The sequence below is a fragment of the Anaerostipes sp. Marseille-Q3525 genome, assembly GCF_018223505.1.
Taxonomy (GTDB): Bacteria; Bacillota; Clostridia; order Lachnospirales; family Lachnospiraceae; genus Anaerostipes; species Anaerostipes amylophilus.
Genome location: NZ_JAGTTT010000015.1, coordinates 37,595 through 56,950, shown reverse-complemented (window position 1 = coordinate 56,950; position 19,356 = coordinate 37,595). Strand labels below are relative to the sequence as shown.

Genomic DNA, 19,356 nt, shown 5'->3' with positions numbered 1-19,356 from the left:
GTGAATTGAAATCTTAACATACTTACAGTATAATATGTAATGTAAATGAGATAAGAAGCCTGGGGTGTGCGATAACTTGCTATTTTGAACCTACATTTATTTGTCATGGGACTTCATATAATTGACTGGATGTCAAGCCCTGATACTGGGGGACGGCAGAACGTTGATCGAGAAAACCCACCTAGCTCTGCTAGGCGTCAAAATTGCGAGACCGGCATTCCGGGTATATGATATGCAAAAGATAAAGTGAGGGACTGTTAGTTTTAGCAGTCCCTTTTAAAAATTTGCGAAAGAAATAAACTATAAAATAAAAAGGAGAAAATTTGTGAAATTTTTTAAAGAAAATGATAAAACACCATTTATATTAGTGGCGTTTGGAATTACATTATATTTGATATTAAGCAATCTAAAGATTGTGTTTTCTGGAATTTCCTATGCGAGTTCTGTTGCATTTCCGTTTATTTTGGGAAGTTGCCTTGCTTTTATAATTAATGTTCCAATGCGTTTTTTTGAAAATCGAGTGTTTCATAAGGTGAGAAAAGGAAAGCGAGCGTTAAGTCTTATTGCAGCATTGTTAAGCATTGTTGGTGTGATCATATTAGTTTCAAGACTGATCATTCCAGAACTTGTTGAAACAATCTTCAAATTATCAAATAATATTCCAGGGTATGTAAAAGAAATACAAGATTTTTTAGAACATTATTCGATCAATAAGCCAATGGTACATAAGTATGTAAATCAGATTACTTTTGACTGGGATAAAATTAGTGGAGGATTGATATCATTTTTGCAGGATAGTGCTACTAATATGCTGAATTCTACAGTGAGTGTCATTTCGAATGCAGTACAGGTTGTCGTAAGTTTTGGATTAGGCTTTGTTTTTGCACTGAATGCGTTATTACAAAAAGAAAGATTATCTGTGCAGGTGAGAAAAGTATTAGTGGCTTTTCTACCAGAGAAGACTGCGAAATATATTGTAAGAGTTGGAAGATTATCCAATAATACATTTTCAAGTTTCCTTTCCGGACAGTGTTTAGAGGCTGTAATTCTTGGAAGTCTCATTTTTGCATCTATGACTTTATTAAGACTTCCATATGCAGTTTTGATAGCAGTTTTTATTGCAACAATGTCATTGATTCCGATCATCGGCGGATTTATTGGGTGTTGTGTAGGCGTATTGCTGATCTTGATGGTAAACTGGAAGCAGGCAATCATATTTATTATTATGTTTGTCGTTGTGCAGCAGTTTGAAGGAAATGTCATTTATCCGCATGTCGTAGGAAATTCTGTTGGACTTCCAGCAATGTGGGTGTTGGCTGCGGTAACGATCGGAGGCAATATCGCAGGAATTGCAGGAATGCTCTTTAGTATTCCATTTTGTTCTGTAGTGTATCAGTTGTTTGCAGAAGTTGTAAATAAGCAGATTAAGAAAAAGAATGTGGATATACCTTGACGAAAATGTACATAATACTTCTATAAATCAAAGGAGGTATTTTTATGGATCGAGATCAGATTATCTGTCCATGCCTTGATATCACAGCAGGGCAGATCATTGATGCGTATGAAGAAGGCGCGAAAACAGTTGAAGCGATCAAAGACGTAACAGGAGTAGGAACTGTCTGTGGTGCCTGTTTGGATGAGATTGAAGAATTAATACAGAATCTATAAATAAAAAAAGAATCTCTAGAAAGAGATTCTTTTTTAATGCCGATGGTGGGACTCGAACCCACACGTCCATAAGAACAACAGATTTTGAGTCTGTCTCGTCTGCCAGTTCCGACACATCGGCAGATTCAATTATTCGACCTAAGATATATTATCATTTCTTTATCTCAATGTCAATGATTTTTATCAAACTTTATTTAAATAATAATCTCTGTGAAGAATAAGAATATGTCACAGAGATTATTATCATTTAATTTTTAGTTCAATTTCAAAAATGCAAAAGGATCAGAAGGATCACTCTGTATGAAATGTAACAAGAGATAATAAGCCTTTACAGAAAGGTTTTCTTCTTTCAAAATACGTTTTGCCTCAGTCTTGTCTACTAATTCAACTGATAAATCCTCATTTGGCTCTAAATGATCAAGATTTGGCATCCCAGTAGAAATTCCGTAAACGGTACAATTAGTTTCATCCGTCATTCCGGCAGAAGAAAAATGAGGACGACTTAAGAAATCATCAAATTCGGCAGGAGTAAAAGTAAGTCCTGTTTCTTCTTTCATCTCACGGACTGCGGTTTCTTTCACAGATTCTCCAGGATCGATCAGTCCTGCTGGAAGTTCATATGTATAATCGTTTAAAGGATAACGAAACTGTTTTACCATGATCAGTTTATCAGCTTTTTCTCCGAACAAACTGTAAATAACAACACCATCAGGGATTACTTTCTTTGTAGCTGCCATCATTGTATTTTTGTCTTTTCGGCTTGCAACATAATAAGGGTGTGTATTCCCAAATTTATTTTCAGCTTCTAATTCATAAAGATTTAAAAATTTTACATTCGTTAAAGGTGTGATCTTGTTTATTTTACTCATAGGTTGTACCTCCTGTATATTCTATTGTAAAGCATCATAACAAGATTGACAATAGATACAAAAACAAGTATTATATACTAAAGCGATATGAAATAGGGAGATTACAGAAAAAAGGAGACAGGATGAGAAAGAAAATCATGATGACTGTGCTAAGTATGGTAACACTTCTGATAGCAGTTTCGTTCACAAGTTGTGGAAAATCAGCCAAACATACAAAAGAAACAACGACAGCTGTGAAAACAGAGAAAACCACGAAAGAAACAAAAAAGAAAGAGAAGATTGAAATTAAAATACTTTCAAAATATGATCAGATCAAGAAGTTGCTTTCAAAATACCCCAAAGAAATGACATCAAAAGAGGCCTCAGATCAAGAAATTGTAGTAATTGAGAATGAGTCATTTGATAAAGCGAGTAAAAAAATCTGGGATCAGTTTTTAAAAGATGTAAAAGATCAAAAAGATTGTGCAATTGTAATCTGTCAGTATACAGTGGAAGGAGATCCGATCCTTCAATATGTTTCGAATGTAGATGGTAAATTTTACTATGTGGAAGATTCCACACGAGATGCTTATGGTAGTGAAAAATATGTACAATATACTTATGACTATTACAAAATTTATAAACAGGATGGTCATTATACAGCAATCCTGACAACAAATAATAAACTGACATTTGATGAGGCACAAGATGTCCGCAGTTTAAAAACAGCGATACAGCTGCTGGATATTAAAGAATAATAAGAAAATGGAGCAGATGATTTATGAAAATTTCAACAAAGGGAAGATATGCCGTTCGATTAATGTACGATCTTGCAATGCATCATACGGGTGACTGGATTGCATTAAAAGACATATCAAGAAGACAGGAGATATCAGTAAAATATTTAGAACAGATCGTAAGACAGTTAAGTATCAGAGGATATTTAAAGAGTTTACGAGGACCTAAAGGAGGTTATCAGCTTTCCAGAGATCCAAAAGATTATACAATTTATGAGATTTTAAAAATAACGGAAGGAAGTTTACAGCCAGTAGCATGTTTGGATGATGAAGTAAACCAGTGCGACCGCTATCATGAATGCCCAACGATTGAGATTTGGGAAGGACTTGGACAGGTAATTGAAGAATATTTAAGTGCAATTACTTTAGAAGATATTGTGAATAAAGCAAGAATCAAAGGTGGAAATGACTATGTGATCTAAAAGATCACATGGTCTTTTCTCTTTTTAGGGGTAAAATGTTAATGGGCAAGAAAATATTTGACATTATATTGGAATCTGTTATACTAATAACATATTAAAAAGATAGGAAATATATGAAAATTAAAATAAAAGGAGCAAAACAATGTCAAACATATATAAAAATGTTACAGAATTAATCGGGAGAACCCCATTAGTAGAAGTTGAAAAAATAGAGAAAAGATTTAAACTGCAAGCAAGATTATTAGTAAAATTAGATGGATATAATCCAGCAGGAAGTGCTAAAGATCGTATCGCATATCAGATGATCCAGGATGCGGAAGATGTAGGAAGGCTGAAAGAGGGATCAGTTATTATCGAGCCAACATCAGGAAATACAGGGATCGGACTTGCTGCAATTGGTGCATCTAAAGGATACAGAGTCATTCTTATAATGCCAGAGACAATGAGTGTGGAACGAAGAAACCTGTTAAAAGCATATGGAGCAGAAATTGTTTTAACAGATGGTGCGCTTGGGATGAAAGGAGCGATTGCCAAAGCAGAAGAATTAGCGGAAGAAATCGAAGATTCTTTCATTGCAGGACAGTTTATTAATCCATCCAATCCAAAAGTTCATCGTTTGACAACAGGACCAGAAATCTGGGAAGACACAGACGGAGATGTTGATATCTTTATTGCAGGAGTTGGAACGGGAGGAACTGTTACAGGAGTTGGAGAATATTTAAAATCCAAGAAAGAAGATGTGCAGGTCATTGCAATTGAACCAGCAACATCTCCAATGCTCTCAAGAGGTCAGGCAGGACCGCATAAGATTCAGGGAATCGGAGCCGGATTTGTGCCGGAAGTGTTAAATACAGATATCTATGACGAAATCATTCCAGTGGAAAATGAAGATGCTTTTGATTATGGAAAAGTAATTGCATTGGAAGAAGGAATTTTAGTTGGAATTTCTTCTGGGGCAGCACTTTATGCGGCAATTCAGGTGGCAAAACGGAAAGAAAATAAAGGAAAAACAATTGTAGCATTTCTTCCTGATAATGGGGATCGATATTTGTCAACTCCTTTGTTTTCATAGATTTTAATTTGTGGTTGATGATGGAAATTATTGGTGGAATATTATACGTGATCGAAACCACTACCGAACACGTGTGGAGAATGTTATTGGCTATAAATTAGGAATTTCTCAGACAGAGGATTGAAGCTTTGAATGTATTTTAAACATCTCGTCAAATCGGTGTTCTTATCTTATTTTTGTTACATATATGAAAGCCTACTTCAAATCCAACAATCTTTGTGTTAAAATATTTCAGAGTATAGAATTAGAGAAAAGGAGACATCTGGCATGGAACAGAAACTATTATTGATCGATGGAAACAGCATTTTAAACCGTGCATTTTATGGACTTCCAGATATGACAAATAGTCAGGGGCTTCATACGAATGCGGTGCTTGGTTTTTTAAATATCATGTTTAAATTTTTAGAGGAAGAAAATCCAACACACTTAGCGGTTGCATTTGATTTAAAGGCACCGACATTCCGTCACAAAATGTTTGCGGATTATAAAGGAACAAGAAAAGGGATGCCAGATGAATTAAGAGAACAGGTGCCTGTAATCCGTGAAGTACTGCAGGCGATGAACATTCCTTTGATGATGAAAGAGGGTTATGAAGCAGATGACCTTCTTGGAACGATGTCTGTTCTTGGAGAAGAAGCAGGATTTGAGGTGAAGATCGTATCTGGAGACCGAGATCTCTTACAGCTTGCAACGAAGAAAGTGCAGATCCGTATTCCAAAGACAAACAGAGCGGGAACGGTTGTTGAAGATTATTATGAAGATGATGTATTGGAAAAATATCAGGTAACACCGAAAGAATTTATCGATGTGAAAGCTTTGATGGGTGATGCATCCGATAATATTCCAGGAATTCCAGGAATTGGTGAAAAGACGGCAACGAAACTGATCAAAGAGTTTAAAACTCTTGAAAATGCATATGCGCATATCGATGAAGTGAAACCAAATCGTGCAAAGAACAATCTACAAGAATATTATGATCAGGGTGTTATGAGTAAGGAACTTGCAACGATCAAGTTAGACAGTCCGATCGATATTACATTTGAAGAAGCAAAACTGGGCAACTTGTATACAAAAGAAGCCTATCATATGTTAAAAGAACTGGAATTTAAGGCGATTTTAAAGCGTTTTGATGGGGAAGAACAGGAAGATTTTGAAGTCAAGATCAAAGAGATTGTTGATCTTGCAGAGGCGGAAGATATTTTTGCAAAGACAGCGAAGAAAAAAGAAGCTGGGATTTCTATTTATAAAGAGAATGATGCGATGTGGGTTGCATTAAATACAGAAGGAGAAGAAGTATACCTATTTAGCTGTGAGGGATTTGGATTCTTAACAGAAGATTTCTTGTATGAGAAAGTCGATCATTTATATCAGAAGATGGAACATGTAGCGATGATGGAAGTGAAAGAGCATTTGTCTCATTTAACGATCAATGAGATGACAAAGAGCATTTTTGATGTTTCTTTGGCTGCTTATCTGATAAATCCATTAAAAAGTACTTACGAATATGATGATATCGCAAGAGATTACAAATCTATGATGCTTCCATCCAGAAAAGAATTGATCGATAAGAAGCATCCAATGGTATCTGATGGAGTTTTAAGTGATGCTGGAAAGAAGATCATGGGGTATGAAGCTTATGTTGCAAGAGAGGCTATCAAACCATTAAGTAATAAATTAACAGAGCTTGAAATGATGGATCTTTATCGTGAAATTGAGATACCAACGATGTTCGCACTTCATGATATGGAAGTTCGTGGAATTCATGTAGATTCAAAAGCACTGAAAGAGTATGGAGATCAGCTGGTTGGAAGAATTGAAGAATTACAGGATTCTATCTACAAAGAAGCAGGCGAAGAATTCAATATCAATTCTCCAAAACAGCTAGGTGTTGTTTTGTTTGAGCATATGAAATTAGAAGGTGCGAAGAAGACTAAGACTGGATATTCTACGAGTGTGGAAGTGCTAGAGAAGATTGAACATCTCTATCCGATCATTCCAATGATCTTAGAATACAGACAGTTGACCAAATTAAAATCAACGTATGCAGATGGACTGGCAAACTTTATTCAGGATGATCAGAGAATTCATGGGAAGTTTAATCAGACGATCACAGCAACGGGAAGAATCAGCAGTACAGAGCCTAACCTTCAGAATATACCAATCCGTATGGAACTTGGAAGAGCAATCCGAAAAGTATTTTTACCAGAGGACGGTTATGTATTCTTAGATGCCGATTATTCTCAGATTGAACTTCGAGTACTTGCACATTTATCAGAAGATGAAAAACTGATTCATGCATATGAAGAAAATCAGGATATTCATGCAAGAACAGCTTCTGAGGTGTTTGGAATTCCGATGGATGAAGTGACAAGTACACAAAGAAGAGAGGCAAAAGCTGTAAACTTTGGAATTATTTATGGATTAAGTGCGTTTGGATTAAGTCAGGACTTAAAGATTTCAAGAAAACAGGCACAGGAATATATTGATCGTTATTTTGCAATGTATCCACGTGTTAAAGAATTTTTAGACGGGGAAGTGGAAAAAGGAAAGACAGATGGTTATGTAAAGACAATGTTCAACCGAATCCGTCCGATCCCGGAATTAAAATCCAGCAATTTCATGCAGAGAAACTTTGGAGAACGTGTGGCAATGAACTCTCCAATTCAGGGAACAGCTGCAGATATCATCAAGATCGCGATGGTAAGAGTGAATATGAAATTAAAAGAAAAACAGATGAAATCTCGTCTGCTCTTACAGATTCACGATGAACTTTTGATTGAAACACATGTGGATGAATTTGATGAAGTCAAAGAAATTTTAAAGAATGAAATGATGAATGCAGCAAGTCTTCGTGTGCCATTAAGTATTGACATTGAACAGGGAGCAAGCTGGTATGAGGCTAAATAAGAGGTGAAAATAAATGAAGATCATAGGAATTACCGGAGGTGTCGGCTCTGGGAAGAGTGAGATACTAAATATTTTAGAAAATGATTATCATGCAAAGATCATTCAGTCTGATCATGTGGCACATGAATTGATGGCACCAGGAGCAAGAAGTTATGATGCGATCATTCAGTCATTTGGAAATGGGATCTTAAATGAGGACAAAACGATCAACCGTCCAGTGCTTGGAGAGATCGTATTTCATGATGAAGAAAAACTTTCCTTATTAAACAGTATCACTCATAAAAATGTAGATGAAGAAATCTTATCAAGAATCGATCAGTTTGGAAAAGAAGAACCAGAAGGTCTGGTCGTTGTAGAATCAGCTTTGTTAGTTGGGGCAGGTTATGAAAAGAGATTTGACCAGTTATGGTATATTTATACAAGAGAAGAAGTGCGTTATGAGCGCCTTAGAGTATCCAGAGGATATTCTGATGAAAAAATTGCACAGATGATCGCAAAGCAGCAAAGTGAAGAAGAATTTAAATCTATGGCAAGCCATATCATTGATAATTCAGGTGATTTAGAAGACACAAAAGCACAAATTATAAAGATTCTTGGTTGATATTTTGTACATTTAAGAATACAGTGCAATTCTTGAATCTTAAATAACCTTATGATATAATGTTTGCCAATAGGGTCAGCCCAGAAGAGAAGAAAGAGGTATAATCCGTGAAACTATCAAGTTTAGCAAGCAGCAGTGAAGGAAATTGCATATATGTTGGAACACAGAAGACAAATTTATTAGTTGATTGTGGAGTCAGTGCAAAGCGCATTGAGAATTCCCTTTCAGAACTTGATCTTACGGTTCCAGAATTTGATGGAATTTTGATCACACATGAACACACGGATCATATCAAGGGACTTGGAGTTATCGCAAGACGATATGGACTTCCAATTTTTGCGACAGGAAAGACGATCGATGCGATCTTTGATTATAAGAACCTTGGGAAAGTTGATAAAAGCCTTTTTCATTCGATTGAAGCAGACAAACCATTTGAGATCGGAGATATGAAAGTCAATGCATCTCATATATGGCATGATGCTGCAGATCCTGTTTGTTACTCGTTTTACTCAGAAGAAGGGGCCAAGGCAAGCATTGCAACAGATCTTGGAGACTACGATGAATATCTGGTAGAGAAGATATATGATTCGGATATTTTATTTGTAGAAGCTAATCATGATGTGAATATGCTTCAGGTTGGACGTTATCCGTATTATTTGAAGAGACGGATCCTTGGAAGAGAGGGACATTTATCGAATGAAAGATGTGCTGAACTGATTGAGGAAGTTGCAACACAGAAGACAAAGAAAGTTTATCTTGGACATCTGAGTAAAGAGAATAATTACGAAAAACTGGCATACGAGACGGTAAAGATTTCTTTACATAATTTTACATTACCGATCGAAGTAGCCAGAAGAGACACGGTATCTACCGTAACCAGTGTATCATAAACATTTAGGAGGAATAACAAAAATGGAAAAAACAGTAATCACAGTTGTTGGAAAAGACGGTGTAGGAATCATCGCAAAGGTGTGTAACTATTTAGCTAGCAACAATGTTAACATCTTAGACATCTCCCAAACGATCACAGGCGGCTTCTTTAACATGATGATGGTCGTAGATCCAGCTGGTTCATCCAAAGATATCGCATTATTATCCAGTGAGTTAAAACAGATCGGTGAAGAAATCGGTGTTGTAATTCAGGCGCAGAACGAAAGAATCTTTGATATTATGCACAGAATTTAGTGGGGTGGCATCATGATTAATCTGAATGAAGTATTTGAAACGAATAAAATGATCCATGAGATGAATTTAGATGTTCGTACGATCACGATCGGTATCAGTTTATTAGATTGTGTTGGTGCAACACTAGAAGAGGTCAAGGAGAATATTTATAATAAGATCACAACAGTTGCAAAAGATCTTGTGAAGACAGGAAAAGATATCGAGAATGAATTTGGTATTCCAATCGTTAACAAGCGAATTTCTATCACACCAATTTCTTTAGTTGGTGGGAATGTATGTAAAACGCCAGATGATTTTGTAGAACTTGCAAAAGTCTTAGATGCAGCAGCAAAGAAAGTTGGAGTCAATTTCTTAGGTGGATATTCCGCATTAGTAAGCAAAGGAATGACAAAAGCAGATGAACTTCTGATCCGTTCTATTCCAAAAGCATTAGCAGAGACTGATTTTGTATGTTCTTCAGTGAATGTAGGTTCTACAAAGACAGGAATCAATATGGATGCAGTGAAATTAATTGGTGAGATCATCAAAGAAACAGCAGAACTTACAAAAGACAATCAATGTCTTGGATGTGCGAAGTTTGTAGTATTCTGTAACGCACCAGATGATAACCCATTTATGGCAGGAGCTTTCCATGGAGTTACAGAAGCAGATGCGATCATTAACGTAGGTGTCAGCGGACCTGGAGTTGTAAAACGTGCGATTGAAAATGTACGTGGAGAAAACTTTGAAGTTCTTTGCGAGACAATTAAGAAAACAGCATTTAAAGTAACTCGTGTCGGTCAGTTAGTAGCCAAAGAAGCTTCTAAGAGACTTGGAATCCCATTTGGTATCATTGATCTTTCTCTTGCACCAACACCAGCGGCAGGAGATAGTGTTGGAGAAATATTAGAAGAGATTGGATTAGAATATGCAGGAGCACCTGGAACAACAGCAGCTTTAGCAATGTTAAATGATCAGGTGAAAAAAGGTGGAGTTATGGCATCTTCTTATGTAGGTGGATTAAGTGGAGCCTTTATTCCAGTCAGTGAAGATCAGAGAATGATCGACGCAGTCAATGCAGGAGCTTTAACAATTGAAAAATTAGAAGCAATGACATGTGTATGTTCCGTAGGACTTGATATGATCGCAATTCCAGGAAAAACAAAGGCAACAACGATTGCTGGATTGATCGCAGATGAGATGGCACTTGGAATGATCAACCAGAAGACAACTGCAGTTCGTGTCATTCCAGCTATTGGAAAAGATGTTGGAGATCAGGTAGAATTCGGTGGATTACTTGGATATGCACCAATCATGCCAGTAAATGAATTCTCATGCGATGCATTCGTAAATCGTGGTGGAAGAATTCCAGCACCAATCCACAGCTTTAAAAACTAGAGATCAGAAAGTATCGAGGTGACAATTTTGGGGTATTAGATCAGCATGCAGACATTATATTATCAGAATCAGATATGATGGACATGCATACAGTCAAAGAACGAATGTCCGGATCATCTGTTAAGAGAACATGGGAGCAATTACACAAAATAATAGAGGAGTTCCCATAAATTCAAAGGAACGGCATATGCCGTGGACTAAATTATATAGATATAAACACAAATTAAGAAAAGAATTTAAAAGGAGATATATAAAATGAGTCAAAATGTATATGATGTGCTGCAGGAAAGAGGATTTATCGCACAGACAACACACGAAGAATTAAGAGAACTGTTAGGAAAAGAAAAGGTAACATTCTATATTGGATTTGATGCAACAGCAGATAGTTTAACAGCTGGACATTTCTTAACGATCATGGCAATGATGCATATGCAGAAAGCTGGGCATCGTCCAATCGCTTTGTTAGGTGGTGGAACAACAATGATCGGTGATCCATCTGGAAAATCTGACATGAGAAATATGTTAACAAAAGAAACAATCGATCACAATGCAAAACGTTTCAAAGAGCAGTTATCAAGATTTATTACATTTGATGATGACAAAGCAATTTTAGCAAACAACGCAGATTGGTTATTAAATCTAAATTATGTTGATTTCTTACGCGAAGTTGGAGTTCATTTCTCAGTTAATAAGATGTTAACAGCAGAATGTTACAAACAGAGAATGGAACGAGGACTTACATTCTTCGAGTTTAACTATATGTTAATGCAGGGATATGATTTCCTTGAATTAAACAGAAGATATGGCTGTAAATTAGAGATGGGTGGAAATGACCAGTGGTCTAATATTCTTGCAGGAGCTGATCTGATCCGTAGAAAAGAAAAGAAAGATGCTTATGGTTTAACATTAACACTTCTTACAAGAAGCGACGGAGTGAAGATGGGTAAAACAATGGCCGGTGCTGTATGGCTTGATCCAGAAAAGACATCTCCATACGATTTCTATCAGTATTGGAGAAATATTGAAGATGTGAAAGTAGAAGAGTGTTTATCACTTCTTACATTCCTTCCAATGGATGAGGTTCGTAGATTAGGAGCTTTAGAAGGAGCTGAGATCAATAAAGCAAAAGAAGTTCTTGCTTATGAAGTTACAAAGATCGTTCATGGAGAAGAAGAAGCGAAGAAAGCTCAGACAGCTGCAAAAGCAATGTTTGTTAGCGGTGGAGCAAACGAAGATGCCCCTACATTTGAATATGAAGCAGATAAATTAGCAGAAGGAATCGATATTCTTACAATGTTAGTAGATTCTAAACTTTGCACAACTCGTTCAGATGCAAGAAGAATGGTACAGCAGGGTGGAGTTTCTGTAAATGGTAAGAAAGTAGATGCAATTGATGCAACATTTGGTAAGGCGGACTTTGACGATAAAGATCGTATCTTATTAAAGAAAGGTAAGAAGAAATTCTGCCAGATTAAAGAAAAATAATTAAAAAATAAACAAGCAGGAATCCCGGAGAGTTGATACTCCGGGGTTTTTTCGATATTCAAAAGGAAAATAAAAAAAGAAATATTAGAAAGAGAATCAGAAAAAGAAAAGAGGAAGAGAACTTTGAAAACAAAATGCACAAGAGAAATCATATATTTTATCGGTTTGATCGTGCTTGCACTTGGAATTGTATTAAATACAAAGACATTATTAGGAGTATCACCGATTATATCTATTCCATATAATATCTGCCATATCTGGCATTTAAACCTAGGAGCAATAACCTTTGTATTTTACTGCTTTTGTGTGTTGATAGAGGCAATCTTAAAAGGGAAAGAATTTAAATTATATGAATTATTACAGATTCCAATGAGTCTTGTGACAAGTGTATTTATTAATATTTTTGACCGGTATTTAAATATTGTACCAGATACATTGGGACAGAAACTTCTGGTATTATTTTTTGCAATCGTTGTTACGGGAATAGGTGCAGCAACGATGGTTAATATGAAACTTGTACCAAACCCTGCAGATGCACTTGCAGCGACGATAGGAGATAAACTTGGCAAAGGCATGGGGATTGGCAAAAATGTTTTTGATGTTACTTGTTTTTGTACGTCAGGAATCATTGGACTTGTATTTACAAGACATATCATAGGACTTGGAATTGGAACTGTACTGGCAGTTATTTTTACAGGAAGAGTCATTGCAGTTTATAATTATTTCCTAAAACATCCAATGCAGAATCTTGCAGGAATCACTGCAGAATTATAAGCCAGAGATAATGAAAGCCCTTTATGTTACAAAAAATATGTAGAAAATTGTCGAAATTTATGATGTCTGGATTGTTTGGAGCGTGCCTGTTTATGTATGGAATGCCGATCAGACGAAAAGGCTTATATGGTTTTGTAATCTTTCTGATCGTTTGTATGGCAGGTGTTTTTTGGCTTACGGATGGTAAATTAGAAGCTGTAGAGCAGGCAAGAAAGGATATGGTGCATGGCATTCATGAATTAAGATATGGAAAAGATCAGATTCCAGAAGAATTCAGATGAAATGATGCGTGTAATATCAGAACAGAAAAAATCATTATATTTAAAAGCATACGTAGGTTCCGTATATAAAGATGGAGTCTGGAGGAAAATGCCGGATTACTTCGATGGCTAAAAGAAAAACAATTTGATCCACTGACACAGTCGGCGAGGTATCTAAGTCTGAGTGATAAAAAACAAAGAAAAAATTATGTTCGTATAAAAATAAAGAAAGCCTCCAGATATTATTTTTATACACCAGATTCATTGGCAAAGGTGATTGACGGAAAAGCAAAAAATAAGATGGATGTAGATGTGATATCCAAAGGTGTTTTGGGGGCAGAGAAAGTATGAATGGACAGAAGTTTCAAGCAGCTGTCCAGCGAAGCAGAGGCAGTGTACCGCAAATTTGTATATGATAATTATACGAAAGCAGATGTTATATGCATCAGCAGCAGTGGAAGCTTTCTGTGCACATGGAATTCCAGCAAGATACGTGGAAGGATACTATCTTGGAGCATCCAAAATCCAAGACAGCAAAAATGGAGAGGTATCTATTACAGGGGAGAATGCTCATGCATGGGTACAAAGGAAAGCAGACTGCAGGTTCTGGAAAAAGTGATAGGGATCTTACAGATAAAATGAAAGATGCAGCAAAAAATACAGCAATGATTTTGTTAGGTGCGGTAACAGTGCTCGTAATTGCAGGCTTTATTTTGTTCGTGATCTTAGAAATCCGTTTATGGCTCTTAGAACAGACTCTTAAGAAACAATATGAACAGGCAGATATGGATTAGAAGATCAGAATCTTACAGATGCAGATTTTTGGATTGTTAGGAATCTTTGGAATTGAAACAAAATTTGGATGGAAAACAAAAGAAAAGTTAAAACTGAGGTATCAATTTCAAAAATATTGTATGTAATCTAAGCTAAATTTTGGAATAGTCCAATGCCAAACAAAAAGAACGACGAACTCGTGCAGCCAGTTCATTTTGCTCTAAAATATCTTCAATCAAGAATGCAACGCCATCCTGATCATTAGAAGGAGCAATGACAGAACATACATCTTTCACAGTAGCAGAAGCATTTGCCATAGCAGCAGTGACTCCAAGATCAAGAGATAACATAGAAAGATCATTCCCACTATCACCAACCGCAAGGATTTGTGAAGGAGTGATCTTTTTTGTTTGGGCATAACGAAGTAGAGCTGTTCCTTTCTGTGCATTTACATGCGTGATCTCCAGATCATTTTTGGAAGTTGATACCGCATGTAACTGATCAATCCCATGAATATCATCTTTTAAAGCATTGATCTTATCTTGATCAAAAAATGTAGTAGAGATTTTATAAATTGGTGTTTCACAGCCAAGCAGACTTTCTTTTCCTTCAAAAAAGCGAACTTTAGAAACCATCATTGCAAAGTCGTGCCAAGTACGGAAATATACTTTACCTTCTTGTTCAACGGCAGGAAACACTTCATTTTTATAATAAGATAATAACGTATTTTTATCAGTGATCGAGGTTTTTCCATATTCCGTTGCAATGTCAGCAAAAGCACCATGCCGTTCAAAAACAGTTAAGATCTGTTTTACAATACTTTTTGGAAGCGAAGCGATATGAAATCCATTGCCGTGCACATCATAAGTGCAAGCCCCACTGTGGCAGATCATATCACAGGAAAGAGATGCCGCATCAAGTTCTCTTTTTGCAGCGCGATAATCTCTTCCAGTATTTACAATAAAATGAATTCCATGTTTCTGCAATTTTTTCACCGCATTGATCGTTCGGTCAGATATATATCCTTTTTCATTTAATAAAGTTCCATCCATATCGGATGCAAATAATCGTATCATGTTAAGTACTCCTTTCGTGTGTATAAGATGATAGTAACAGGGAAATACAAAATTTGAATGATATCTATGTTAAATTTCTGCAATGAAAACTATTTAGAAAAAAATCTAAATACTAATTGACTTTCAAGATACATCATGCTATAAAGTAATTAGAAATATTTCTAAATAGCTACAGAAAGGATGAGAGTTATGGGATTTGCAGAGACATTTAAAGCTTTATCAGATCCAATACGAAGAGAGATTCTTATGATGCTGCGGGATGGAAGCATGTCGGCTGGAGAGATTGGATCTCATTTTGATATGACAGGTGCAACCATTTCTTATCATTTGAAGATTCTTAAAAAAGCAGAGCTGATCTTCGAGAAGAAAGAGAAAAATTATATTTACTACACGTTAAATACATCAGTTGTTGAGGAAGTTATGTTATGGTTGTCAGAATTGAAGGGAGGAAATCATGATGTTAAAGAAGAATAAGAAGTTTTTTATTGCAAGTTGTATTGTAATTTTATTACCAATGTTTGCTGGATTCTTATTATGGGATCAGTTGCCAGCACAGGTGGCAACACATTTTGGAAGAAACGGCGAGGCCGATCGATACAGCAGTAAATTATTTGCAGTAGCAGGAATTTATCTGTTTTTGCTGGCAGTGCATATTTTATGTAGTGTTATCACAGAATTTGATCCTAAGAAAAGGAATGTTGGGTCTAAGATTTATCATCTGATCCTATGTATCTGTCCGGTTGTATCACTTTGGTGTGGGGTAATGATCTATGGAAATGCATTAGGATATAAAGACGTGATCAATTTAAATCTGTGGACGAATGTTTTACTAGGAATAGTTCTGATCGTTGTTGGAAACTATCTTCCAAAGTGCAGACAGAACTATATGATCGGAATCAAACTTCCATGGACATTGGATAATGAAGAAAACTGGGATTACACACATCGAATGGCGGGAAAATGGTGGATCATCGGTGGAGTTTTGACGATTCTGCTTGGATTTCAGAAGTTTGTTGATCCAATTGGAGCAGCAGTAGGGATTATTTTGATCGTTACATTGATTCCTGCGATTGCTTCTTATATTTATTATAAGAGGCATAGAGTTATGTAAAAAAGCATTGTGGTAGATAAAAAAGAAATCACATGCAACAAGTAATATCTGTAGGGAATCAGGATTTTAAATCAATCAGAGAAAGAGCGGGCAAAGTAATTCGGATATTAAAGTTATCATGGAAAATTTGCTTTATGGAAAGCAGATAGAAGAAAAACATTATGATGCACAATTGCTTGCAAAAGGAATGAAAAAAGAAAAGATCAGACATTATGGTTTTGCCTTTTATGGAAAGAAAGTACTGATCGGAAAATAAGAAAAGATGTCATAATAGAATATGGCATCTTTTTATTTTACACAAAAAGAAGTTTCAAATGAAAATAAATATAATTATGAACCAAAAACTATTGACATATAATCAAAAAACTGTTACCTTATAACTACAAACAAAACAATAATTAGTTACGAACGAAACATTCTGAAAGGAGATACCATGAACAATACAGAACATTTCGGTAAATTAACAGAACGTATGCAGGCATTTCGTGAGGAAGTGCTCGATGCAAAACCATATATTGATGCCCAGAGAGCAGTATTAGCAACAGAAGCTTACAAAGAAAATCAGAACCAGCCAAGAGTGATGGTAAGAGCTCTAATGCTTCAGAAGATCTTAGAAGGAATGAGCATTTACATTGATGATAAATCCCTGATCGCAGGAAACCAGGCAACAAAGAATAAGAATGCGCCAATTTTCCCAGAATATACAATGGAATTTGTTATGAATGAATTAGATCTCTTTGAGAAACGTGACGGAGATGTCTTCTATATTACAGAAGAGACAAAAGACCAATTAAGAGAGATTGCGCCATTTTGGGAGAATAATAACCTTCGTGCCAGAGGTGAAGCTCTACTTCCAGAAGAGGTAGATGTATTCATGGAGACCGGTGTCTTTGGAATGGAAGGAAAATTAAATGCCGGAGATGCTCATCTGGCAGTAAATTATCAGAGAATCTTATCCGACGGATTAAAGGGATATGAAAAAAGAGTAAAAGAATTAAGAGCAGCATTAGATTTCACAGATCCAGAAAGCATTGATAAGAACGTATTTTATAAAGCAGTTTTAGTAGTGATCGATGCTGTACGCAATTTTACACAACGTTACAGCAAACTTGCTAAAGAATTAGCAGATAAAGAAACAGATGCAAAACGTAAAGAAGAACTGTTACAGATGAGCGAGATCTGTGCGAAAGTTCCATATGAACCAGCAACATCTTTTAGGGAAGCCGTTCAGTCTGTTTGGTTTATCCAGCTGATCCTTCAGATTGAATCTAATGGACATTCTTTAAGTTATGGACGTTTTGACCAGTATATGTATCCATATTATATCAAAGATATCAACGAAGGAAAGATCACAAAAGACGAAGCGTTAGAATTATTAACATGCTTATGGATCAAAACATTAACAATTAATAAAGTTCGTTCACAGTCTCATACATTAAGTTCTGCCGGATCACCAATGTACCAGAATGTAACGATCGGTGGACAGACAACTGATAAGAAAGACGCAGTCAACGAATTAAGCTTTGTTGTATTACAGTCCGTTGCACAGACAAGACTGACACAACCAAACTTAACAGTTCGTTACCATGCTAATATCGACAAACATTTCTTTGATGAATGCATCGAAGTTATGAAGCTCGGATTTGGTATGCCAGCATTAAATAACGATGAGATCATTATTCCATCTTTTATCAACTGGGGTGTCAAAGAAGAAGATGCATATAACTATAGTGCCATCGGATGTGTAGAGACAGCAGTTCCAGGTAAATGGGGATATCGTTGTACAGGTATGTCATACATTAACTTCCCAAGAGTTCTGCTTTGTGCAATGAATGACGGAGTTGATTTAACAAGCGGTAAGAGATTTACAAAGGGATATGGTAAATTTACAGAGATGGAAACATATGAAGATCTCTTAGCAGCATGGGATAAGACAGTTAGAGAAATGACACGTTACAGTGTGATCGTGGAAAATGCAATTGATAAAGCATCAGAGAGAGATGTACCAGATATTTTATGTTCCGCATTAACAGATGACTGTATCGGAAGAGGAAAAACGATCAAAGAAGGTGGGGCAGTCTATGACTTTATCTCCGGACTTCAGGTGGGTATTGCGAATATGGCAGACTCTCTTGCAGCGATCAAGAAACTTGTATACGAAGAGAAGAAGATTACAAAAGAACAGCTTTGGAATGCAATTTTAGATGATTTCCAGTCTCCTGAAAACAAGAAGATTCAGGAAATGCTCATTAATGAAGCACCAAAATACGGAAATGATGATGACTATGTCGATCAGTTAGTCGTAGAAGCATACGATTCTTACTTAGATGAGATCAAGAAATATCCAAACACACGTTACCACAGAGGACCAATCGGAGGTATTCGTTATGGTGGAACATCTTCTATCAGTGCGAATGTTGGACAGGGAATGGGAACCGTTGCAACTCCTGATGGAAGAAATGCATTTGAACCATTAGCCGAAGGAAGCAGTCCGGCACATAATGCTGATAAGAATGGTCCAACAGCAGTATTTAAGACAGTTGCGAAACTTCCAACAGAGAAGATCACAGGTGGAGTTTTATTAAACCAGAAGATGACACCACAGATGTTATCAACAGAAGAAAACAAACAGAAATTAGAGATGCTGATCCGTACATTCTTCAACCGTTTACATGGATATCATGTACAGTATAATATTGTATCCAGAGAAACTCTGATCGATGCCCAGAAACATCCAGAGAAACATAAAGACCTGATCGTTCGTGTGGCAGGATACAGTGCATTCTTTAATGTATTATCTAAGAAGACACAGGATGATATCATCGGAAGAACAGAGCAGACATTATAATTTATAAAAATAGAGGAATGGCAGTTGGCTTGAGTAGGGTTAACTGCTGTTTTTCGTGATAGACTAGAAGAAATAATATTCATGAAAGAAACAATTAAAAAAGCCTTGGCAAGAAGCTGTTCTGCCAAGGCCTTTTTGTGTATACAGGATT

At 36.2% G+C, this 19,356-nt stretch carries 21 protein-coding genes, 1 tRNA gene and 1 other RNA gene; 20 read left to right on the top strand and 3 right to left on the bottom strand.

The window, feature by feature from the left end; translation table 11 throughout:
* The first annotated feature begins 53 nt into the window (after positions 1-53).
* The 3 genes from ssrS to KE503_RS08635 all read left to right on the top strand — a co-directional run bounded on the left by ssrS (position 54) and on the right by KE503_RS08635 (position 1,668).
* Positions 54-230, top strand: a non-coding RNA gene (gene ssrS, locus KE503_RS08645) — 6S RNA.
* 95 nt (positions 231-325) lie between these two features.
* Positions 326-1,453, top strand: a complete 1,128-nt coding sequence (locus KE503_RS08640) for an AI-2E family transporter (protein ID WP_022374634.1) — start codon at positions 326-328, stop codon at positions 1,451-1,453.
* Positions 1,454-1,497: 44 nt separating this feature from the next.
* Entirely contained in the window at positions 1,498-1,668 is a 171-nt protein-coding gene (locus KE503_RS08635; protein WP_022374633.1) for a (2Fe-2S)-binding protein, read from the top strand.
* Positions 1,669-1,705: 37 nt separating this feature from the next.
* Here KE503_RS08635 and KE503_RS08630 read toward each other — a convergent pair.
* Together KE503_RS08630 and KE503_RS08625 are read right to left on the bottom strand one after the other, a co-directional pair.
* Positions 1,706-1,789, bottom strand: a tRNA-Leu gene (locus KE503_RS08630).
* Positions 1,790-1,922: 133 nt separating this feature from the next.
* Positions 1,923-2,537, bottom strand: a complete 615-nt coding sequence (locus tag KE503_RS08625) for an NUDIX hydrolase (protein ID WP_022374632.1) — start codon at positions 2,535-2,537, stop codon at positions 1,923-1,925.
* A 122-nt stretch (positions 2,538-2,659) separates the two neighbouring features.
* On the opposite strand from KE503_RS08625, the gene KE503_RS08620 reads away from it, so the two are divergent.
* The 13 genes from KE503_RS08620 to KE503_RS14540 all read left to right on the top strand — a co-directional run bounded on the left by KE503_RS08620 (position 2,660) and on the right by KE503_RS14540 (position 14,190).
* On the top strand, positions 2,660-3,274 hold the full coding sequence (locus KE503_RS08620) for a DUF4362 domain-containing protein (RefSeq protein ID WP_212385011.1): 615 nt from the start codon (positions 2,660-2,662) through the stop codon (positions 3,272-3,274).
* Between the two features lie 23 nt (positions 3,275-3,297).
* Entirely contained in the window at positions 3,298-3,735 is a 438-nt protein-coding gene (locus tag KE503_RS08615) for an RrF2 family transcriptional regulator (RefSeq protein WP_022374630.1), read from the top strand.
* 142 nt (positions 3,736-3,877) lie between these two features.
* Complete coding sequence (gene cysK, locus KE503_RS08610) at positions 3,878-4,807, top strand: cysteine synthase A (protein ID WP_212385010.1); 930 nt, start codon at positions 3,878-3,880, stop codon at positions 4,805-4,807.
* A gap of 267 nt (positions 4,808-5,074) precedes the next feature.
* On the top strand, positions 5,075-7,714 hold the full coding sequence (gene polA / locus KE503_RS08605) for a DNA polymerase I (protein WP_055198228.1): 2,640 nt from the start codon (positions 5,075-5,077) through the stop codon (positions 7,712-7,714).
* Between the two features lie 13 nt (positions 7,715-7,727).
* Positions 7,728-8,315 (top strand): dephospho-CoA kinase, encoded by a 588-nt coding sequence (gene coaE / locus KE503_RS08600; protein ID WP_055198226.1) that lies wholly within the window; start codon positions 7,728-7,730, stop codon positions 8,313-8,315.
* 107 nt (positions 8,316-8,422) lie between these two features.
* Entirely contained in the window at positions 8,423-9,205 is a 783-nt protein-coding gene (locus tag KE503_RS08595) for an MBL fold metallo-hydrolase (RefSeq protein ID WP_212385009.1), read from the top strand.
* Between the two features lie 22 nt (positions 9,206-9,227).
* On the top strand, positions 9,228-9,500 hold the full coding sequence (locus KE503_RS08590; protein WP_015530898.1) for an ACT domain-containing protein: 273 nt from the start codon (positions 9,228-9,230) through the stop codon (positions 9,498-9,500).
* 12 nt (positions 9,501-9,512) lie between these two features.
* Positions 9,513-10,877, top strand: a complete 1,365-nt coding sequence (locus KE503_RS08585) for a PFL family protein (protein ID WP_008393743.1) — start codon at positions 9,513-9,515, stop codon at positions 10,875-10,877.
* Positions 10,878-11,132: 255 nt separating this feature from the next.
* A complete protein-coding gene (gene tyrS, locus KE503_RS08580) occupies positions 11,133-12,362 on the top strand; it encodes a tyrosine--tRNA ligase (RefSeq protein WP_055198225.1) in 1,230 nt (409 codons plus the stop codon).
* 123 nt (positions 12,363-12,485) lie between these two features.
* Positions 12,486-13,136 (top strand): YczE/YyaS/YitT family protein, encoded by a 651-nt coding sequence (locus KE503_RS08575; RefSeq protein ID WP_249183014.1) that lies wholly within the window; start codon positions 12,486-12,488, stop codon positions 13,134-13,136.
* Positions 13,137-13,159: 23 nt separating this feature from the next.
* Complete coding sequence (locus KE503_RS08570; protein WP_008393748.1) at positions 13,160-13,417, top strand: hypothetical protein; 258 nt, start codon at positions 13,160-13,162, stop codon at positions 13,415-13,417.
* 391 nt (positions 13,418-13,808) lie between these two features.
* A complete protein-coding gene (locus KE503_RS14545; protein ID WP_249183013.1) occupies positions 13,809-14,015 on the top strand; it encodes a transglutaminase-like domain-containing protein in 207 nt (68 codons plus the stop codon).
* Positions 13,969-14,190, top strand: coding sequence for a hypothetical protein (locus KE503_RS14540; RefSeq protein WP_249183012.1), 222 nt, complete (start codon positions 13,969-13,971; stop codon positions 14,188-14,190). Before KE503_RS14545 ends, KE503_RS14540 begins: the two co-directional genes overlap by 47 nt.
* 132 nt (positions 14,191-14,322) lie before the next feature.
* Here KE503_RS14540 and KE503_RS08560 read toward each other — a convergent pair whose 3' ends face one another.
* Entirely contained in the window at positions 14,323-15,246 is a 924-nt protein-coding gene (locus tag KE503_RS08560; RefSeq protein WP_212385008.1) for a Cof-type HAD-IIB family hydrolase, read from the bottom strand.
* 189 nt (positions 15,247-15,435) lie between these two features.
* Between KE503_RS08560 and KE503_RS08555 the strand changes: the two genes are divergently transcribed.
* The 4 genes from KE503_RS08555 to KE503_RS08540 all read left to right on the top strand — a co-directional run bounded on the left by KE503_RS08555 (position 15,436) and on the right by KE503_RS08540 (position 19,205).
* Entirely contained in the window at positions 15,436-15,720 is a 285-nt protein-coding gene (locus KE503_RS08555) for an autorepressor SdpR family transcription factor (protein ID WP_147368731.1), read from the top strand.
* On the top strand, positions 15,701-16,357 hold the full coding sequence (locus tag KE503_RS08550) for an SdpI family protein (protein ID WP_212385007.1): 657 nt from the start codon (positions 15,701-15,703) through the stop codon (positions 16,355-16,357). Before KE503_RS08555 ends, KE503_RS08550 begins: the two co-directional genes overlap by 20 nt.
* A gap of 118 nt (positions 16,358-16,475) precedes the next feature.
* On the top strand, positions 16,476-16,613 hold the full coding sequence (locus KE503_RS08545) for a hypothetical protein (RefSeq protein ID WP_212385017.1): 138 nt from the start codon (positions 16,476-16,478) through the stop codon (positions 16,611-16,613).
* A 177-nt stretch (positions 16,614-16,790) separates the two neighbouring features.
* Complete coding sequence (locus KE503_RS08540; protein ID WP_055198215.1) at positions 16,791-19,205, top strand: glycyl radical protein; 2,415 nt, start codon at positions 16,791-16,793, stop codon at positions 19,203-19,205.
* The last annotated feature ends 151 nt before the right edge of the window (positions 19,206-19,356 follow it).